Consider the following 17419-nt stretch of genomic DNA (forward strand, 5'->3'; position numbering starts at 1 on the left):
ACTCCTTGGACATCTGTCCCATCACAGGAGCGGGCTGCGGTCGCGGGCCTCGTTGACGCAGCGGAGGACCGGGGGTGCGGTGAGGGCCGAGGGGGGCAGGGTCGCGTCGGTGGTGATGTGGAAGGTGGTGGTCTCGCCCGGGAGGAGGGTGATCAGCATGGTGTCCACCGTGGCGGCGGGGTCCAGGCGGTCGGGGAAGAGGGACAGGTCGCGCAGGAGGGTGTGGGCGGTGACCGTGACGCGGTAGCCGCCGGGCGCCTGGTCGACGGATGCGTCGTAGGACGCCGGGGGGAAGGCGACGGCGGGGTCCTCGGTGAAGAAGGACAGGGTGCGCGTGTCGCCGAGGCGGACCGAGAGGAGTTCGCGGGCCGGGTCGTCGGGGGTGGCGACCGTGGGCGGGAGCGGGATGCGGGCCACCGACCGGGGTGCGGCCGAGACGTCCAGGACGTCCTTGGCCAGGGGTTCGCCGTCCAGCCCGAGGCGCATCACGAGCAGCGAGCCCCGCCACGCCGCCGGGGAGTCGTTGACCACGGCCACCGCGGAATCCTGCACCGTGAGCAGCCGGTCGGCGTAGAGGCGGCGGAGCGCGTACCAGAGGGGTTTGCGCCTGCCGTCGCCGTCGACCGCCGCCCAGGAGGTGACCGGCCAGCAGTCGTTGAGCTGCCAGACGATCGTGCCCATGCAGTACGGGGCCAGCGACCGGAACCGTTCGACGCCGAAGGCGATGGCGCGGGCCTGGTTGAGCTGGGTGAGGTAGTGCCAGTCGTCGAACGTCGAGGGCGCGGGCAGGTGGTCGCCGAGGCCGCGCAGCAGTTTGCCGTTGCCGTCGATCGCCTTCTGGTGGTGCAGCACCAGCGGCGCGTCGGCGGCCAGGTCGCCGGAGACGGCGCGGCGGAGCGTGGCGTAGGCGGGCGGCCCCTGGAAGCCGAACTCGGCGACGAACCTGGGCGTGTAGGTGGCGTAGTGGCGGTAGTCCTCGCGGTTCCACACGTCCCAGATGTGGACGGTGCCGCTGGACGGGTCGAGCGGCGGGGCGGCGGGGTCGGCGGAGAACGGGCTGCCCGGGATGTACGGCCTGGTCGGGTCCAGCTCGGCGACGATCGACGGCAGCAGTTCGTGGTAGAAGCCGCCGCCCCAGCTCCGGTGCTCCAGCTTGTCCTGCCAGCCCCAGTCGGCGTACCCCTCCAGGTTCTCGTTGTTGCCGCACCACAGCACCAGGCTCGGGTGCGGGGCGAGCCGGGTCACCTGCTCGCGCGCCTCGGCGGCCACCTCCGACCGGAACGGCTCCTCCTCCGGGTAGGCGGCGCAGGCGAACGGGAAGTCCTGCCACACCAGCAGCCCGAGCTCGTCGGCCAGGTCGTAGAAGTCGTCGCTCTCGTACAGGCCGCCGCCCCAGACGCGCAGCAGGTTGACGCCCGCGCCGGCCGCCTGGCCGAACCGCTCGGCGAGCCGGTCGCGGGTGACCCGGGTGGGGAAGCAGTCGTCGGGGATCCAGTTGACGCCGCGGACGAACACCGGCGTGCCGTTGACGGACAGCCGGAACGCCTCCCGCTCCAGCGAGACCGTGCGGAACCCGATCTTCCCGGTCCACGACGAGTCCCCGAGCCGCACGGTCAGCTCGTAGCGGTGCTGCTCCCCGTACCCGCGAGGCCACCACAGCCGCGGTCCGGGAACCGCCAGCGGCACCACGGCGTCCCGTTGACCGGCGGCGAGCCGTACCTCGGCGGCGACCCCGGCCACCTCGGCGGCCAGCGTGAGCGGCTCCTCGGTGGCGCGCTCGACCCTGACGTGCACGTCCACCCTGCCGGAGCCGTCGCCGGCGACGGTGGCGAGCGGGCGGACCTCTGCCAGGCGGGCGCCGCTCCAGCTCTCCAGCCCGATCGGCCGCCAGATCCCGGCGGTGACCAGGGCGGGCCCCCAGTCCCAGCCGAAGTTGCAGGCCATCTTGCGGACGAACGCGTACGGCGCCTCGTACGCGCCCGGGCGGAACCCGAGCACGGCCCGCCGCTCCTCCGCGTACTCCAGCGCCGAGGCGAAGGTGACGGTGAGCGTGTTCCCGCCCTCGCGCAGCAGGTGCCGCACCGGGAACCGGTAGGAGCGGTGCTGGTTGGCGGTGGCGGCGACGCGCACCCCGTTCAGGGTGATCTCGGCGACCGTGTCCAGCCCCGCGCACACGAGGTCGGTGCGCTCGTGCTCGTCGCCCGTCCAGGAGAACGCGGTCGTGTACGTCCACGCGGTGCGGCCGATCCAGCCGAGCCGGTTCTCGTTGTCGTCCAGGTACGGATCGTCGATGAGACCGGCGGCCAGCAGGTCGGTGTGCACGCACCCCGGCACCGTGGCCGCCACGTCCCCCGATTCCGCCGACAGGACCCAGCCGTCGTGCAACGGTCGGTACGAGCTCAAGAAGGTTCTCCTCGGCAGTCGTCGAGCTTGGCGCAGGCCACGAAATGGCCGGGCGCGGCCTCGTACAGGCCGCCCGTCGCGCCGTGCTCGTGGTACAGGCAGGTCTCCACCGGCGCGGCGTCCTCCCACGGGACGTGCAGCCGGGGCACGGACGACAGGAGCTGCCTGGTGTAGGGGTGCAGGGGGCCGTCGAACACCGTGGGCGTCGGCCCCATCTCGACCACGGCGCCGCTGCGCAGCACGACCGTCCGCTCGGCCAGGTAGTGGCCGAGCGACAGGTCGTGCGTCACGTACAGCACGCTCAGCCCGCGGCCCTTCAGCTCGGCGAGCAGGTTGAGCACGTCGATGCGGGTGGAGGCGTCCAGCATGCTGGTGATCTCGTCGGCGATCAGCAGCTTCAGGTCGAGCAGCAGCGCCCTGGCGATCAGCAGGCGTTGCAGCTGACCGCCGCTGAGCTGGTGCGGGAACTTGCCGAGCACCTCGCGCGGGTTGAGCCGCACGTCCTCGACGGCGGTGTCGACCCGCTCGGCCCACTCCCGCTCGGGCACCGCCGGGTAGTAGCTGTCCTTGATCATCCGGAACACCCGGTCGGCCTTGAAGATCGGGTTGTAGCAGCTGAACGGGTCCTGGAAGACGCCCTGGACGGTCCGGTAGTACTCCTTGCCCGGCTTGACCGGCACGCCGTCCACGGTGATGGACCCGCCGGTCATCGGGATCAGGCCGAGGATCATCTTGCCGATCGTGCTCTTCCCGCTGCCGCTCTCCCCGATGAGGGAGACGACCTCGCCGGGCCGCACCTCGAAGCTCACCGCGTCCACGGCTGTCAGCGTCCGCCCGCCGAAGGTCCCGACCTTGTAGACCTTGGTGACGTTCTCGACTTTCAGCATCAGGCCTTCCAGCACGCGACGAAGTGGTTGGGCTCGATCTCGGTCACCGGCGGCTCCTCGGCGCACACCTCGCCCGCCAGCGGGCAGCGGTCGCGGAAGCGGCAGCCCTGAGGCGGGTTCAACAGCGACGGCGGGCTGCCGGGGATGCCGGCCAGCTTGCGTTCGGCGTGGCGGACGCCGATCTCCGGCAGCGAGTTGATCAGCAGTTTCGTGTACGGGTGCTTCGGCGCCTTGATCAGCTTGCCCGACGGCGCCTTCTCCGCCAGCTTGCCCGCGTACATGACCATGACCGTGTCGGCGATGTGCGAGGTCAGCGCCAGGTCGTGGGTGATGAAGATCATGCTCTTGACGTAGCCGCCGTCGCGGAACCCGAGCAGCGCCTTGGCCACCGCCTTCTGGGTGGACACGTCCAGCGCGGAGGTGACCTCGTCGGCGATCAGCAGCGCCGGGTCGAGCAGCGTGGAGATGACCATCACCATGCGCTGCTTCTGGCCGCCGGACAGCTCGATCGGGTAGCGGTCGAGCACCTCGCGCGGCAGCCCCACCAGGCCGATCCGGCTCTCCAGCTCCTTCCTGTCGAGCGTCACGCCGCGCGAGCGCAGCAGCTCGCCCACCATCTTGCCGATCCGGCGGGTGGGGTTCATCGCGCTCATCGAGTACTGCGGGATGAGCGAGATCTCGTGGAAGCGGAAGGGGTTCATCGCCCGGTCGTCGCCGATCGGCAGCTCCCGGCCGTCGAGCTCGACGGTGCCGCCGACGTGGCGCATCCGGCCGTCCATCCGGATGAGGCTCTTGCCCAGCGTGGTCTTGCCGCAGCCGGACTCGCCCGCGAGACCGAGGATCTCGCCGTCGTCCATGGTGAAGGAGACCCCGTCGAGCGCCTTCACATCACCTCGGAGTGTCCTGTAGTGCACCCTCAGGTCGCTGACCCGCAGACTCATGTCTCCCTCAACTTCGGGTTGAAGACCTCGTCGAGGCCGACGTTCGCCACGTACAGGGCGCCCACCACGGCGGTGATGGCCGCGCCCGGCGGCACGAACCACCACCACAGGCCGAGCTGGAGCGCGCTCCACTGGGTCGCGTTCTGCAGCATCAGCCCGAGCGAGACGCCCTCGGTGGGTCCGAGCCCGATGAAGTCCAGCGAGGCGGCGATCAGCACCGAGCTGCCGAACAGCAGGATGAAGGTCATGAACAGGTAGCTGCTCATGTTCGGCGCGATCTCCCGCGCGATGATCCTGGGCGTGCCGACCCCGCTCAGCCTGGCCAGGTCGACGAAGTCCCTGGACCGCAGGGAGAACGTCTGCGCCCGGATCGCCCGCGCCGCCCACGGCCACGAGGTGAGGCCGATCAGCAGCGCCTGCATGCCGACGCTGCGGATGCCGAGGTAGGCGTTGATGATCATCAGGACGGCCAGCGTCGGGATGACCAGCACGATGTTGGTGAGCATGTTGAGCACCTCGTCCACCAGCCCGCCCCGGTAGCCGGCGGTGAAGCCGATCACCATGGCGATCACGGCCGCGATGCCGCCGCCGATCGCCCCGGCCAGGAAGGTGGTCCGCAGGCCGTACACGAACTGGGTGAAGACGTCCTGGCCCTGGGTGGTGGTGCCGAACCAGTGCTCCGACGAGGGCGGCAGCATCGGCATGGCGACGTACTCGTTGGGCGCGTCCACGTGCCAGACGACCGGCCCGAGCAGGCCGACCAGGGCGAGCGTGAGCACGATGGCGAAGCCGATGAGCAGCTTCGGGTTCCGTACGGCGAAGTAGAGCGCCTCGCGGCGCACCACGCGCTCCTCGGTGGGCAGCGCGGTCGTGGGGGCCGTGGTCATGCCTGCGCTCCCGCCATCCCGGTGCGCGTGCGCGGGTCGATCAGCACGTACACGATGTCGATGATGAAGTTGGCCACCAGCACCCCGATGACGATGAACATGAACGAGCCCTGCAGCAGGAAGTAGTCCTGGTTCTGGATGGCCTTGAGGATCAGGCTGCCGAGGCCCGGGTAGGAGAAGACGATCTCGGTGACCAGCGCGCCCGCCACCAGCACGCCGAGCTGCAGCGCCAGGCCGGTGATCTGGGGCAGGATCGCGTTGCGGTAGGCGTAGCGGCGGATCAGCCTGGCCGGCGCGCCGAGCGCCGCCAGGTAGGTGGAGTAGTCCGACTCCAGCTCATAGATGATCATGTTGCGCATGCCGATCGCCCACCCGCCGAGCGCCACGAGGAACAGCGACAGGAACGGCAGCGTCCAGTGGTGCAGCAGGTCGGACAGGAACGTCCAGGACCAGCTCGGCTGGAGCGAGAAGCTGTAGCCGCCGGCCACCGGGAACCACCCGGCCACCACGCCGAACCCCCAGGCCAGCAGCACGGCCAGCCACATGTACGGGGTCGCGGTGAGGACGTAGCCGACCGGCAGGGCGGTGTTGTCCAGCAGCTTCCTGCGCGCGGCGAACGCCCCGAACCGGTTGCCCGCCCAGTAGCTGAGCAGCACCGCCGGGATCATCAGCCCCAGCGTGTACGGGACCGCGCGCAGGATGACGTCGGCCACCGGCGTCGGGAACACGTAGATGCTGAGCCCGAAGTCGCCCCGGAACAGCGCCCCCCAGAAGTTCAGGTACTGCTGCCAGACCGGCTGGTCGAGGCCGAAGAGGTTGGTGTAGTAGACCCGCATCGCCTCCACGGCCGCGGGCTGCGAGACCCGGGCCCTGGCCAGCATGCTCGCCACCGGGTCGCCCGGCATGAAGCGCGGGATCACCCAGTTGACCGTGACGGCGGCCACGAAGGTCAGGCCGTAGATGAACAGTTTCCTGCCGAAGTATTGGCGCACGAGGATCTCCCCAAGGACCCCCTCCGCCAGGAGGACGGACGGAGGGGGTGGCCGATGTGGTCAGGTCATCCGGCTGCCGGCTGGAGCTGGGTCAGCGTCTCGAAGCCGCCGAGCTCCATCCAGTTGCGCCACATCGCGGGCGCGTGCTTGGGGGCGCCTTCCGCGGCGGAGGGCCAGTTCTTCCAGGTGGAGGTGCTGGACTGGGCCCACAGGCCGTTGTACCAGAGGGGGATGATCGGCATGTCGTCCATGTGGATCTTCTGGAGCTTGGAGATGACCGCCTTCATGCCCTCGATGTCGTCGGTCTTGACCTTGTCGAGCTGCTGGACCAGCTCCCAGGCCTCCTTGTTCTCGTAGCGCCCGAAGTTGACGGTGTTCTGCGTCTTACGGATCGGGAGCTGGAACATGTAGTCGTAGTAGGTCCAGGGGCTGCTGGACAGCTGACGCTCGTTGTTGATGATCAGGTCGAAGTCGCCCTTGCTGCGCTTCTCCACCAGCGCGTTGAAGTCGGGGAACTCGGGCGTGACCTCGATGCCGGCGGCCTTGGCGCTGGTGCCGATGACGCGGGCGGCCTCCATCCAGTCGGTCCAGCCGGTGGGCACCTCGATGGTCAGGCTGATCTTCGAGCCGTCCTTGTTCTCCACCAGGCCGTCGCCGTCGCGGTCGCGGTAGCCGGCGTCGGCCAGCATCTTCTTGGCCTCGTCGGTGCTGAAGGTGAAGCCGTCGGAGCTCACCACGCTCTGGTCGACGAACTGCTCCCACTGCGGCAGCAGGCCGGTCGGGCTGGACTCCTTGACCAGGTTGCCGTAGACGCCCTCGACGATCTTCTTGACGTCCACGGAGGTGGCCAGCGCCTTGCGGAAGGCCGGGTCGTCCATCGGCTTCTGCTTGGTGTTGGGCACCAGCCAGGCGGTGTTGGCCGACAGCATGTACGGCGGCTCGTTGTAGTACGAGGTGAGGCCGAAGTTGCCCTTGATCAGGTTGGCCACGCCGGGCAGGAAGTTGTTGCTCATGTCGAGCTGCTTCTGCAGCAGCATGCCCATGGCGACCTCGTTGCTCGGGGTGGCCACGTCCACGATGTAGCGCGGTTTGGGCTCCATGCCGAGCGCGGTCTTGCCCCACCAGTCGTCACGCTTGACCCAGACCACGCGGTCCTGGTCGTGGCTCTGGTACTTGTAGGCGCCGCTGCCGACCGGGTTCTCGTTGACCCCGTTGAGCACGTCCTCCTCGGAGCGCGAGCTCCACACGTGCTCGGGGACGATGACGCGGCTGTAGAGGTTGAAGTCCCACTCCTGGTAGCGGGCCTCGGAGAAGGTGAAGCGGACCGTCTGGTCGTCGACCGCCTCGACGTTCGCCAGCCAGTCCCACATGTTGTGGAACGGGCTCGTCTCCATCTTGCCGAGGCCGTAGGAGAACGCGACGTCCTTGGCCGTCAGCGGCTTGCCGTCGGACCAGGTGACGCCCTGGCGGATCTTGGCCTCGTACGTCTTGTCGTCGGCCCAGGCGCCGCTCTCGGCGATCCAGGGGACGAGTTTGGCCTGGTTGGGGTCGTAGTGGAAGAGCGTCTCGTACACCAGGCCCTTGGTGCCGGTGGCGGAGTCCCACTCGCGGATGGGGTTGAAGTTGGCCGGCGGGCCCCACTGGGTGCCGGTGGTGTACAGCGTCTCGTTGCGCGGCAGTTCGCCGCCGGCGTTGCCCTGGGCGGGCGCGCTGCCCGCCTGGGAGGTCTGGGCTGTCGGTGCGGCGGTGCCGCCGCCACCGGTACAGGCGGCTGCGGCCAGGCCAGCCGCGAGGAGCGGTATCAGAATCCGCGCCCGGGTCTGCATCTGAGCTCTCCTTCCCCCGCCGAGGCGGAGGGTCGACCATCTGTCCAACCCCGATGTCGGCGGTCCGGGACATACGCCGCCGCCCCGGCTCCGGGCGCCTATGGGAGCGCTCCCGCGACGCCCCGGAGAGGCGCCCTGCTGAACCGGGTAAGTACCGCGAAGGTAAATTCGCCGTGACAACCCCGTCAAGGGTCGTGATGCGTTTGAGATGCGATCCCGGGCATAACCCGACGAGGTGGAGCGCTCTCAGCGGTAGTAAGGTGCGACTGCACGGGTGACTAACCGGTTCACAACAGGGGGCTCGGTGAAGCGACCAACGATCGCCGACATCGCACGCAGGGCAGGCGTCTCCAAGGTGGCCGTCTCCTACGCGCTCAACGACCGCCCCGGCGTGTCACCGGCGAAACGGGCGGCGATCAAGGCCATCGCCGAGGAGATCGGCTGGCAGCCCAACAGCGCCGCCCGCGCGCTCAATGGCGCCCGCGCCAGCTCCGTCGGCCTCACCCTGTGCCGGCCCGCCCGCATCCTCGGCGTCGAACCGTTCTTCATGGAGCTGATCAGCGGCATCGAGACCGAGCTGTCCGCCCGCTCCTACGCGCTCATGCTCCAGGTCGTCACCAGCCCCGAGCAGGAGACCGAGGTCTACCGCCGGTGGTGGGGCGAGGGCCGCGTCGACGGTGCCATCCTCGTCGACCTGCGCTTCTCCGACCCCCGCGTCACCGCGCTGGACGAGCTCGGCATGCCCGCCGTCGTCGTCGGCCACCCGTCGGCGGCCGGCCCGCTCACCCCCGTCTGGTCCGACGACGCCGCCGCCGTCCGCGAGACCGTCCAGTACCTCCACGCACTCGGCCACCGGCGCGTCGCCCGCGTGGCCGGCCTGCCCGACCTGGTCCACACCGTCCTCCGCGACCAGGCCTTCACCGCCGCCTGCCAGGAGCTCGGGCTCGACCGGCACACGATCATGCACACCGACTACACCGGCGAGGAGGGCGCGCACGCCACCCGGCGGCTGGTGAGCGCCCCCGACCGGCCGACGGCCATCGTCTACGACAACGACATCATGGCCGTCGCGGGCATGTCCGCGGCCGACGAGCTGCGGCTCCGGGTGCCCGCTGATCTGTCCATCGTGGCCTGGGACGACTCGCCGCTCTCCCGGATCGTCCGCCCCGCGCTCAGCGCGCTCACCCGCGACATCCCCGCGTACGGGGCGCACGCGGCGCGGGCCCTGCTGGGACTGATCGCGGGCGAGGACGTGGCCCCGATCGAGGACGAGGCGGCCCGCCTGACCCCCCGCGGCAGCACCGCCCCACCCCCATGACCACTCGAGGCAGCACCGCCTCACCCCTGCCCCCTGCGCGGCACCACTCCACCCTCCTGACCCCGTCCGGCACCGCATCACCCACACCCTCCTGATCCCGCGCGGCACCGCATCACCCAACTTTTGACCGCCGCCGCGCAGTCGGGGAGAGGGGTGTCAGAGGGTGGGGTGAAGGTGAGCGGGTGAAGGTGAGCGGGTCAGGAGCCCGGGGTCCGAGAGCGCGGAGGCCAGCGGGTCGGGGGGTCAGGGGTGTCAGTCGTCGTCGACCACGGTGGTGTTCTGGCAGGCGGTCAGGCGCCACCGCCCGTCCTCCTTCGCCATGACGAACATGGGCGTGCCCACCGTCTCCGTCCCATCGGGGTTCCGATAGACCTGCCGCACCTTCACGGCAGCCACGTCGGGACGGATGTACAGCACGTGCTCGATCTCGAACGTGACCGTGGTGTCGCGCATCCCTCCGGGAAGCACCTGGTGGGTGAACGCGGAGATCGCGTCGCGGCCGAAGAGCCGCCTGCCTCCGCCCGTCGTCCAGATCGCGTCCTCCCGGAACAGGGCCACGAACTCCTCGGGGAGCTCGTTGTTCTGGGAGTGCTCGACCGCGGCCACCACCTGCTTGATCGCTTCGAGGTCCGTCTCGTTCGCCTGACCGGCGAGGTTCATGGTGCTCATGCCATGGACGGTAGGACCTCGAGTTCGCTTGAGGTCAAGCGTGCTACTCGCCCGTGAGACCGTCGACCGACTCGCGGATGAGGTCGGCGTGGCCGTTGTGCCGGGCGTACTCCTCGATCATGTGGCACAGGATCCAGCGCAGGCTGGGCGACTCGCCGGTGGGCCAGGAGCGGCGGGCGAGCTGTCCCAGGCCGCCGTCGGCCAGGGCCTCCTTGACGGAGGCGCGGGAGCGGGTCACCGTGTCGTGCCACAGCCCCAGGAGCTGCTCGGGGGTGTCGTCGACCGCCGAGTGCCAGTCCCAGTCGCGGTCGGCCTTCCAGTCGACCGCGTTCCACGGGGGCTGCGCTTCACGGTCGTGCAGGAACGCGGAGAACCAGTGGTCCTCGACGTAGGAGAGGTGTTTGATCATGCCGCCGAGGGTCATCGACGAGGCGGCGACGGTCGTGTTGAGACCGGTCGCGTCCAGCCCTGAGCACTTCCACGCGAACGTGGCCCGTTGGTAGTCGAGGAATCCCAGGAGCGTGCCGGTCTCATCTGCGTCGAGGGGAGGTTCGAGCCGGCCCTGCTCGTCAATGTGCGCCATGGACGGCAAGTCTAGGGTCGAACGGGCCCGTCAGGAGAAGAGGCGGTACGGATGGATGCCGTCGACCAGGCCCGTGTCCGGCGGGTGGACGCTGTAGCCCAGCATGCGGCGGGTGCGGCCGCTGAGCTGTCTGGCGACGTCGCGGCCCGGCGAGAGGGCGAACGCCTCGCGGGTGCGGAGCCAGGGCTCGCAGTAGTGGGCGGTGATCGTCAGGCACGGGACCGGCGGATGCGCGGGCCGGGCGTGCCAGAGGGTGCCGAGCAGGAGGGTGCAGGACCCGGGCGGCGGGGTGAGGGGCACGCCGGGGGTGGCGGGGCGGCGGGCGCCCCAGCGATGGCTGCCCGGCCAGACAGTGCGGGCGGTGCCGGGGGCGAGGGTCCACAGGGCGGCGACGGAGAGGGCGGGGCGGGGGCGCGGCAGCGGGTAGTGCTGGTCGTCGTGGGCCGGCGGACGGGCGGGCGCGCCGGCGCCCACTTCGACGACCTCCAGCTGGGAGAGCAGGAAGTTGGGCAGCAGGAGGCGGTCGAGGAGGCCGAGCACGCGGGGGTGGTCGACGAGGGGGTCGGCGGCGCGGGTGTTGTGCAGCACGCCGTAGACGCGGCGGGTGTGGCGGGACCGGAAGGGGTCGCGGCCGGCGGGGGCGAGGAGCGGGGTGAGGTCGTCGCGGATGGCGCGGCAGGCGTCCGGGGTGAGCAGGTCGGGCAGGACGAGGTAGCCGTCGCGGTGGAGCGCCGACATGGCGGTCATGGCAGGCCGCCGGCGGACGCGCCGAGCGCGGCGGTGGAGAAGAGCCGGATCTCCTGCTGGACGGCCGCCCGGTCGGGGCGGGGGTCCTGGTCGAGGACGACGGCGAGGATGGAGCGCATGCCGCCGACGACGGCGGCCGACAGCAGCTCGGGGTCGCGGCCGGGGGTGACGGCGCCCTCGTCCTGCCCGGCGGTGACGTGCTTGGCGCCGAGCGCGATCACCTGACGGGCGCAGCGCGCCTCCATGGCGGCCACCTGCGCGTCGCCGACCATGCGGCCGAGGACGACGGGGGCGAGCGGCTCGTCGTAGACCCAGTCGACCCACTGGGTGACCTGGGCATGCCAGCGTTCGAGCCAGGTGTCGCCGTCGAAGCGGCGGAGCACGGTGCCGGCGACGAGCCGCTCGTAGAAGTCCTCGATCAGGGCGCTCATCAGGCCGCTGCGGGTGCCGAAGTAGCGGTAGGGCAGGCCGACGCTGAGCCCGGCGCGGCGGGCGACGGCGGCGACCTCCACGTCGCCGGTCTCGACGAGCTCGGCGGCGGCGGCCTCGAGGATGCGCCGGCGGGTGGCGGCGGCGCGTTCGGACAGGACCTGCACACCCGAAAGGTTAGTTGAGTTCAACTCAACGATCCAGCTCTTCCCAGGCGAGCCGACACGTGTTAAACGATTAACTATGGAGCGAAGAGCGGGAGACGGCCGTCCTCCCGGGAGTGTGCTGGTCGAGACAGCGGGCGGACATAAAACCCTCTTTACAGACAGGGAATACTACGTTATACGTATAACATGCGTCCCACCGCCAAACAGGTAGCCGAGCTGGCCGGGGTGTCGACCGCGACCGTCTCGTACGTCCTGAGTGGACGCGACCGGCGGGTCGGCGCCGAGACCAGGAAGCGCGTCCTCGACGCCGCCGCCCGGCTCGGCTACACCCCCGACCAGGCCGCCAGGAGCCTGCGCAGGCGCAGGACGCAGCGGGTGTGCCTGGTCCAGGGGTCGTTCGGCGGGGTGCCGACGGACGAGCGGCTGGCCAGGGACCTGCACGAGATGGCCGACGGGCACGGTTACGCCGTCGTCACGCTGGCGGTCTACTCCGAGGCCCGCGCCGTGGCCGCCGTCGGCGTGCTGCGCGGCGGCATCGCGGACGCGGTGCTCGTCAACAACGTCGGCGACCACCTCACCGAGGAGCTGCTCGACCAGATCGTGTCCACCGGGATGCCGACCGTCGTGATCGGCAACGGCCCGGCGCCGGACGCCTGCGACGTCGTACGGGCGCCGGAGACCGAGGTGTCGGCCGAGGCGGTGGAGCACCTGATCGCGCGAGGGCGGCGGCGCGTCGCGTTCCTCGCCCTGCGCTACGAGCTCTACCGCGACCGGCCGATCGGCCGGCTCCTCGGCTACCACACGGCGCTCGACCGCCACGGGATCGCACAACGGACCGTGGTGTCGGGCGCCGACGACCGGGTGAGCGCCTACCAGGCGGTGACCGGTCTCCTGCGCTCCCCCGAGCCACCCGACGCCGTCTTCGCCGCCAGCGACCGGGCCGCGATCAGCACGATCTGGGCCGTCAGGGACGCCGGGCTGCGCGTCCCCGAGGACGTCGCGGTCGTCGGCGTCGGCAACATCGACGAAGGCCTCATCACCAACCCCCAGCTCAGCACCGTGGGCCCCATCCGGCACGACTACACCGACGTCGTCCGCCTGCTCTTCGACCGCCTCCAGGCAGAGGAGCCGCCGCCCGGCCGCGAGATCGTCCGTCCGTGGGCGTTCGTGCGGAGGGGCTCATCCTAGAAGGGAAACCGACGCAGATGTCTCCCCAGCTTTCCCGCCGGGACCTGCTCCGCCTCGCGTCCGCCGCCGCGACCGTCCCCATCCTGTCCGCCTGTGCGGGCGCCCCGCCCGCGCAGACCGCCGAACCCGGCGTCTTCACCGTCTACTGGAACGCCGGCCACGACTACCAGGCCTACCGCAAGGTGATCTCCGAGTTCGAGCAGGCCAACAAGGTCAAGGTCAACTTCCAGAAGTACCAGTGGCCCGACCTGCGCACCCGCCTGCTGGCCGACTTCGCCTCCGGCACGGTGCCGGACCTGGTCGAGGAGCCCGGCGGGTGGGTGCAGGAGTTCGCCCTGTCCGGCAACGCCCGCTCGCTGCAGGAGTACATCGACCGCGACGGCGCCGCCATGGGCTTCCCGGCCGACTGGCAGCCGGTCACGGTCGAGCGCAACTCCTACCAGAACCAGGTGTACGGGGTGCAGCTCCACCTGACGTGCACCGTGCTCTTCTACAACAAGGGCATGCTGGAGGCGGCCGGCGTGCAGCCGCCGACCACCTGGGAGGAGCTGCTGGAGGCGGCCAAGAAGCTCACCAAGGGCGACGTGTACGGCATCGCGCTCAACCAGGATCACACCTACGCCAACCCGTGGCTGCTGCAGAACGGCGTCCGGATCTACGATCCCGCCACCAAGGAGGTGCTGACGCCCCGCGACAAGGCGGTCGAGGCCATGCAGTTCCAGGCGGACCTCGTCCACAAGCACAAGGTGGCGCCGGTGCCGGTGTCGGGCACCGACTACTCGGGGCCGCAGAAGCTGTTCTCCGCCAAGCGGGCCGCGATGATCATCACGGGTCCGTGGGACATCGGCCCGATCAGGGAGACCAGCCCCGACATCGACCTCGGCCTGGCCGCCCCGCTCAAGAAGGAGGGGCAGGCCACCAACGCGGCCGGCACCAGCCTGCTCGTGCCGTCCAAGGCGGCCAGGCCCGACCTGTCGTGGGACTTCATCAAGCGCATCACCGCGCTGGAGGTCGAGCAGGCCGCCACCAAGGAGGTCGGCATGCTCATGCCGCGCGTCGCCTGGGCCGAGCTGCCCGAGGTGCGGGACGACCCGGCGATCAAGCCGTTCGCCGAGGCGCTCGGCTACGCCCAGGACGCCAGCCAGGAGATCAGGCTGACCGGCCAGTCCGGCAAGTTCGACGAGGAGATGAAGAAGATGTACCAGTCGGTGGTGATCCAGAACCGGCCGGCCGAGGAGGCGGTCGCGGCCCTCGCCGAGACCGCCAAGGGCTTCCTGGCGTGAGCGTGTTCCGCCCGCGGACCCTGTCGGGCAGGTACGCCCGCACCGCCTACCTGTTCCTGCTCCCGGCGATCCTGTTCTTCGCCGCGTTCTTCTACCTGCCGATCGGCAACGTGGTCGCCACGAGCGTGATGACAGGGCCGCAGGCGGACCGGTTCACCGGCCTGGGCAACTACGCCCAGGCCCTGGCCGACCCGGCGGTGCGCCACTCGTTCCTGGTGACAGTGGCGTTCGCGGCGGCGGTGGTGGCCGGGTCGATCGTGCTCGGGCTCGGCCTGGCGCTGGCCCTGGACCAGCCGCTCAGGGGCCGGGTGGCGTTCCGGGTGATGCTGCTCGTGCCGTACCTGACGTCGGTGGCGATCGTCGGCCTGCTCTGGCGCAACATCCTCGACCCCGAGCTGGGCGTGCTCAACCGGAGCCTCTCCGCACTCGGGCTGCCCGGGCAGCAGTGGCTCAACACCCACCCGCTGCTCACCATCGCCGCGATCACGCTCTGGCAGAGCGCGGGCTACACGATGGTGCTGTTCCTGGCGGGGCTGCAGGGCATCCCGGAGACGTACCACGAGGCCGCGAAGATCGACGGCGCGGACGCCTGGCAGCGGTTCTGGCGGATCACGCTGCCGCTGCTGGCGCCGACCACGCTGTTCGTGTCGGTGATGGCGGTGATCTCGGGGCTGCAGGCGTTCGGGCAGGCGTACATCATCACCAACGGCGGGCCGGGCGACGCCACCGACCTGTCGGTGTTCCACATCTTCAACGTGGCCTTCCGCACCCGCGACTTCGGCTACGCCTCGGCGCAGTCGGTGCTGCTGCTGGTGGTCATCGTCGCTTTCACGCTGATCCAGCTCCGGGCCGGACGGCGCGGGGAGGTGCGTTACTGATGCGGCGCGCGCTGATCTACCTGATGCTCACCCTCGCCTCGCTGGTGATGGTGCTGCCGCTGCTCTACATGCTCTCGCTGTCGCTGCAGACGGAGGCGGAGACGCTCGCCGCCGAAGCGGTGATCGTGCCGGAGAGCCCGCAGTGGGGCAACTACGCCGAGCTGTTCGCGCGGGCGCCGTTCGGCGACTTCATCGTCAACAGCTTCGTCGTGGCGGGCGCGATCACGCTGGCCCACCTGCTGTTCGACCCGCTGGTCGGGTACGTGTTCGCCAAGTTCAGCTTCCCGCTGCGCAACACGCTGTTCGTGGCGTTGCTGGCCACGCTCATGGTGCCGTTCTTCGTACGGATGATCCCCCTGTACGTGCTCATGGCGCACCTGGGGTGGATCAACACGTACCAGGGGCTGATCACCCCGTTCCTCATGGACGCGTTCGGCATCTTCCTGATGCGGCAGTTCATCCAGCCGATCCCGGACGACCTGATCAGCGCGGCCCGGATCGACGGCGCGTCGGAGTTCGCCATCTACCGGCGGATCATCCTGCCGCAGACCCGGCCGGCGCTGGCCGTGCTGGGGCTGTTCACGTTCGTCTTCCAGTGGAACGAGTTCCTGTGGCCGCTGGTGGCGACCACGACGCCGGAGATGCGGACGATCCCGGTCGGGCTCACGCTGTTCAACCAGGAGTACTTCACCCTCTGGCATCTCACGGCGGCGGGCTCGGTGATCCTGTTCGTCCCCACCGCCGTGCTGTTCATCGTCAGCCAGCGATACTTCGTGCGCGGTATCGCGCTGACCGGCCTTCGTTAGGAGTCATCGAGTGCGCCCGAACGTGATCGTCGTCCTCACCGACCAGCAGCGGTGGGACACCGTCGGCCCGGCCTTCACGCCGAACCTCGACCGCATGGCCAGGCACGGCGCCCAGGCGGCGGTGGCGCTGACCCCGCAGCCGGTGTGCGCGCCGGCCCGGTCGGCGCTGCAGACCGGGCGCTACCCGACCACGACGGGCGTCTACCGCAACGGCATCGTGCTGCCGCCGGAGGAGCGGACGCTGGCCCACCACTTCGGCGCGGCCGGCTACGCCACCGGCTACATCGGCAAGTGGCACCTGGGCAGCGCCGACCCGGTGCCGGCGGGCGAGCGCGGCGGCTATCAGAGCTGGCTGGCGTCCAACATCCTGGAGTTCACCTCGGACGCCTACCGGACGATCACCTACGACGACGCGGGCGACCCGGTGTTCCTGCCCGGCTACCGCTCCGACGCGCTGGTCGACGCGGCCGTCCGCTTCGTCGCCGACCACCATCGCGAGCCGTTCTACCTGTTCCTGTCGTTCATCGAGCCGCACCACCAGAACGAGGTGGACAACTACCCGGCGCCCGACGGCTACGAGGAGCGTTACCAGGGCAGCTGGCTGCCGCCGGACCTGGCCGCGCTCGGCGGCACCGCGCACCGCCACCTGGGCGGCTACCTCGGCCAGATCAAGCGGCTGGACGAGGGGCTGGGCCGGCTGCTCGACGCGCTGCGCAGCATGGACCTGCTGGACGACACGATCGTGGCCTACACCTCCGACCACGGCAGCCACTTCAAGACCCGCAACGACGAGTACAAGCGGTCCTGCCACGACGCCTCGCTGCGGGTGCCGCTGGCGCTGCGCGGGCCCGGCTTCGACGGCGGCGGCGTGATCGCCCGGCCGGTGTCGACCATCGACCTGCCGCCGACGCTGCTGGAGGCGGCGGGGCTGGCGGTGCCGGAGGAGATGCAGGGCCGCTCGTTCCTGCCGTTGCTGCGCGACGCCCGCACCGACTGGCCGGAGGAGGTGTTCTTCCAGGTGAGCGAGTCGGAGGTGGGCCGGGGCATCCGCACCGCGCGGTGGAAGTACTACGCGGTGGCCGAGGACGCCGACGGCTGGCATGACCCGGCCGCCCCCCGCTACCGCGAGCAGGCACTCTACGACCTGGCCAGCGACCCGCACGAGCTGGTGAACCTGGCCGGGCTGCCCTCGCATCAGAAGGAGGCGGCCGAGCTGCGGGAGCGGCTGGCACGCAGGATGACGGCGGCGGGCGAGGCCGAGCCGGTGATCGAGCCGGCGGCGGCGAACGACTCGGAGGAGCGGGTGCTGACCGACCCGATCGTCCGGCTGGGCGGTCCGGAACCGGTCAGGTTCGGTCACCAGCGCCCCGGCGGGTCGTAGTTCTATACTCCTCCCGTTCCTTCGGGGAGGATGT

General features: G+C 70.4%; 16 protein-coding genes. 6 read left to right on the plus strand and 10 right to left on the minus strand.

Annotation, left to right across the window (positions count from 1 at the left end; all coding sequences use genetic code 11):
- Nucleotides 1–21: 21 nt before the first annotated feature.
- The 6 genes from ACGFI7_RS23765 to ACGFI7_RS23790 all read right to left on the minus strand — a co-directional run bounded on the left by ACGFI7_RS23765 (nucleotide 22) and on the right by ACGFI7_RS23790 (nucleotide 7936).
- Nucleotides 22–2403 carry a glycoside hydrolase family 2 protein gene (locus tag ACGFI7_RS23765; RefSeq protein WP_393408092.1) on the minus strand — a complete coding sequence of 794 codons (2382 nt, stop codon included), beginning with the start codon at nucleotides 2401–2403 and terminating at the stop codon, nucleotides 22–24.
- Nucleotides 2400–3290, minus strand: coding sequence for an ABC transporter ATP-binding protein (locus ACGFI7_RS23770; protein ID WP_393408094.1), 891 nt, complete (start codon nucleotides 3288–3290; stop codon nucleotides 2400–2402). The genes ACGFI7_RS23765 and ACGFI7_RS23770 overlap by 4 nt, the downstream gene beginning before the upstream one ends.
- Nucleotides 3290–4231 carry an ABC transporter ATP-binding protein gene (locus ACGFI7_RS23775; RefSeq protein ID WP_393408096.1) on the minus strand — a complete coding sequence of 314 codons (942 nt, stop codon included), beginning with the start codon at nucleotides 4229–4231 and terminating at the stop codon, nucleotides 3290–3292. Before ACGFI7_RS23775 ends, ACGFI7_RS23770 begins: the two co-directional genes overlap by 1 nt.
- Complete coding sequence (locus ACGFI7_RS23780) at nucleotides 4228–5118, minus strand: ABC transporter permease (RefSeq protein ID WP_393408098.1); 891 nt, start codon at nucleotides 5116–5118, stop codon at nucleotides 4228–4230. Before ACGFI7_RS23780 ends, ACGFI7_RS23775 begins: the two co-directional genes overlap by 4 nt.
- Entirely contained in the window at nucleotides 5115–6110 is a 996-nt protein-coding gene (locus tag ACGFI7_RS23785) for an ABC transporter permease (protein WP_393408100.1), read from the minus strand. The genes ACGFI7_RS23780 and ACGFI7_RS23785 overlap by 4 nt, the downstream gene beginning before the upstream one ends.
- Before the next feature lie 65 nt (nucleotides 6111–6175).
- Nucleotides 6176–7936, minus strand: coding sequence for an ABC transporter substrate-binding protein (locus tag ACGFI7_RS23790; RefSeq protein WP_393408103.1), 1761 nt, complete (start codon nucleotides 7934–7936; stop codon nucleotides 6176–6178).
- A gap of 304 nt (nucleotides 7937–8240) precedes the next feature.
- Between ACGFI7_RS23790 and ACGFI7_RS23795 the strand changes: the two genes are divergently transcribed.
- Nucleotides 8241–9254 (plus strand): LacI family DNA-binding transcriptional regulator, encoded by a 1014-nt coding sequence (locus tag ACGFI7_RS23795; protein WP_393408105.1) that lies wholly within the window; start codon nucleotides 8241–8243, stop codon nucleotides 9252–9254.
- 252 nt (nucleotides 9255–9506) lie between these two features.
- Here ACGFI7_RS23795 and ACGFI7_RS23800 read toward each other — a convergent pair whose 3' ends face one another.
- Genes ACGFI7_RS23800 through ACGFI7_RS23815 form a run of 4 tightly spaced genes read right to left on the minus strand, consistent with a single transcriptional unit; the run spans nucleotide 9507 to nucleotide 11849 of the window.
- Nucleotides 9507–9923 carry an SgcJ/EcaC family oxidoreductase gene (locus ACGFI7_RS23800; RefSeq protein WP_393408107.1) on the minus strand — a complete coding sequence of 139 codons (417 nt, stop codon included), beginning with the start codon at nucleotides 9921–9923 and terminating at the stop codon, nucleotides 9507–9509.
- Nucleotides 9924–9966: 43 nt separating this feature from the next.
- On the minus strand, nucleotides 9967–10506 hold the full coding sequence (locus tag ACGFI7_RS23805) for a DinB family protein (RefSeq protein WP_393408110.1): 540 nt from the start codon (nucleotides 10504–10506) through the stop codon (nucleotides 9967–9969).
- 30 nt (nucleotides 10507–10536) lie between these two features.
- Nucleotides 10537–11244, minus strand: a complete 708-nt coding sequence (locus ACGFI7_RS23810; RefSeq protein WP_393408112.1) for a phytanoyl-CoA dioxygenase family protein — start codon at nucleotides 11242–11244, stop codon at nucleotides 10537–10539.
- 5 nt (nucleotides 11245–11249) lie between these two features.
- Nucleotides 11250–11849: a TetR/AcrR family transcriptional regulator gene (locus ACGFI7_RS23815; RefSeq protein WP_393408115.1), complete on the minus strand. Its 600-nt coding sequence runs from the start codon at nucleotides 11847–11849 to the stop codon at nucleotides 11250–11252.
- Between the two features lie 186 nt (nucleotides 11850–12035).
- Here ACGFI7_RS23815 and ACGFI7_RS23820 point away from each other — a divergent pair, with 186 nt between their 5' ends.
- Genes ACGFI7_RS23820 through ACGFI7_RS23840 form a run of 5 tightly spaced genes read left to right on the plus strand, consistent with a single transcriptional unit; the run spans nucleotide 12036 to nucleotide 17385 of the window.
- Complete coding sequence (locus ACGFI7_RS23820; RefSeq protein ID WP_393408118.1) at nucleotides 12036–13037, plus strand: LacI family DNA-binding transcriptional regulator; 1002 nt, start codon at nucleotides 12036–12038, stop codon at nucleotides 13035–13037.
- Between the two features lie 17 nt (nucleotides 13038–13054).
- Nucleotides 13055–14320 (plus strand): ABC transporter substrate-binding protein, encoded by a 1266-nt coding sequence (locus ACGFI7_RS23825; protein WP_393408121.1) that lies wholly within the window; start codon nucleotides 13055–13057, stop codon nucleotides 14318–14320.
- Entirely contained in the window at nucleotides 14317–15198 is an 882-nt protein-coding gene (locus tag ACGFI7_RS23830; protein WP_393408123.1) for a carbohydrate ABC transporter permease, read from the plus strand. Before ACGFI7_RS23825 ends, ACGFI7_RS23830 begins: the two co-directional genes overlap by 4 nt.
- Nucleotides 15198–16004, plus strand: a complete 807-nt coding sequence (locus ACGFI7_RS23835; protein WP_393408125.1) for a carbohydrate ABC transporter permease — start codon at nucleotides 15198–15200, stop codon at nucleotides 16002–16004. Before ACGFI7_RS23830 ends, ACGFI7_RS23835 begins: the two co-directional genes overlap by 1 nt.
- Before the next feature lie 10 nt (nucleotides 16005–16014).
- Nucleotides 16015–17385, plus strand: coding sequence for a sulfatase-like hydrolase/transferase (locus ACGFI7_RS23840; protein WP_393408127.1), 1371 nt, complete (start codon nucleotides 16015–16017; stop codon nucleotides 17383–17385).
- Nucleotides 17386–17419: the final 34 nt, after the last annotated feature.

Source organism: Nonomuraea sp. NPDC048826 (assembly GCF_043198225.1).
Classification (GTDB): domain Bacteria; phylum Actinomycetota; class Actinomycetes; order Streptosporangiales; family Streptosporangiaceae; genus Nonomuraea.

Coding starts and splice junctions, on each gene's coding strand:
- ACGFI7_RS23770 (WP_393408094.1), bottom strand. CDS start 3,290: ATGCTGAAAGTCGAGAACGTCACCAAGGTCTACAAGGTCGGGACCTTC.
- ACGFI7_RS23810 (WP_393408112.1), bottom strand. CDS start 11,244: ATGTCGGCGCTCCACCGCGACGGCTACCTCGTCCTGCCCGACCTGCTC.
- ACGFI7_RS23805 (WP_393408110.1), bottom strand. CDS start 10,506: ATGGCGCACATTGACGAGCAGGGCCGGCTCGAACCTCCCCTCGACGCA.
- ACGFI7_RS23775 (WP_393408096.1), bottom strand. CDS start 4,231: ATGAGTCTGCGGGTCAGCGACCTGAGGGTGCACTACAGGACACTCCGA.
- ACGFI7_RS23820 (WP_393408118.1), top strand. CDS start 12,036: ATGCGTCCCACCGCCAAACAGGTAGCCGAGCTGGCCGGGGTGTCGACC.
- ACGFI7_RS23800 (WP_393408107.1), bottom strand. CDS start 9,923: ATGAGCACCATGAACCTCGCCGGTCAGGCGAACGAGACGGACCTCGAA.
- ACGFI7_RS23835 (WP_393408125.1), top strand. CDS start 15,198: ATGCGGCGCGCGCTGATCTACCTGATGCTCACCCTCGCCTCGCTGGTG.
- ACGFI7_RS23825 (WP_393408121.1), top strand. CDS start 13,055: ATGTCTCCCCAGCTTTCCCGCCGGGACCTGCTCCGCCTCGCGTCCGCC.
- ACGFI7_RS23790 (WP_393408103.1), bottom strand. CDS start 7,936: ATGCAGACCCGGGCGCGGATTCTGATACCGCTCCTCGCGGCTGGCCTG.
- ACGFI7_RS23780 (WP_393408098.1), bottom strand. CDS start 5,118: ATGACCACGGCCCCCACGACCGCGCTGCCCACCGAGGAGCGCGTGGTG.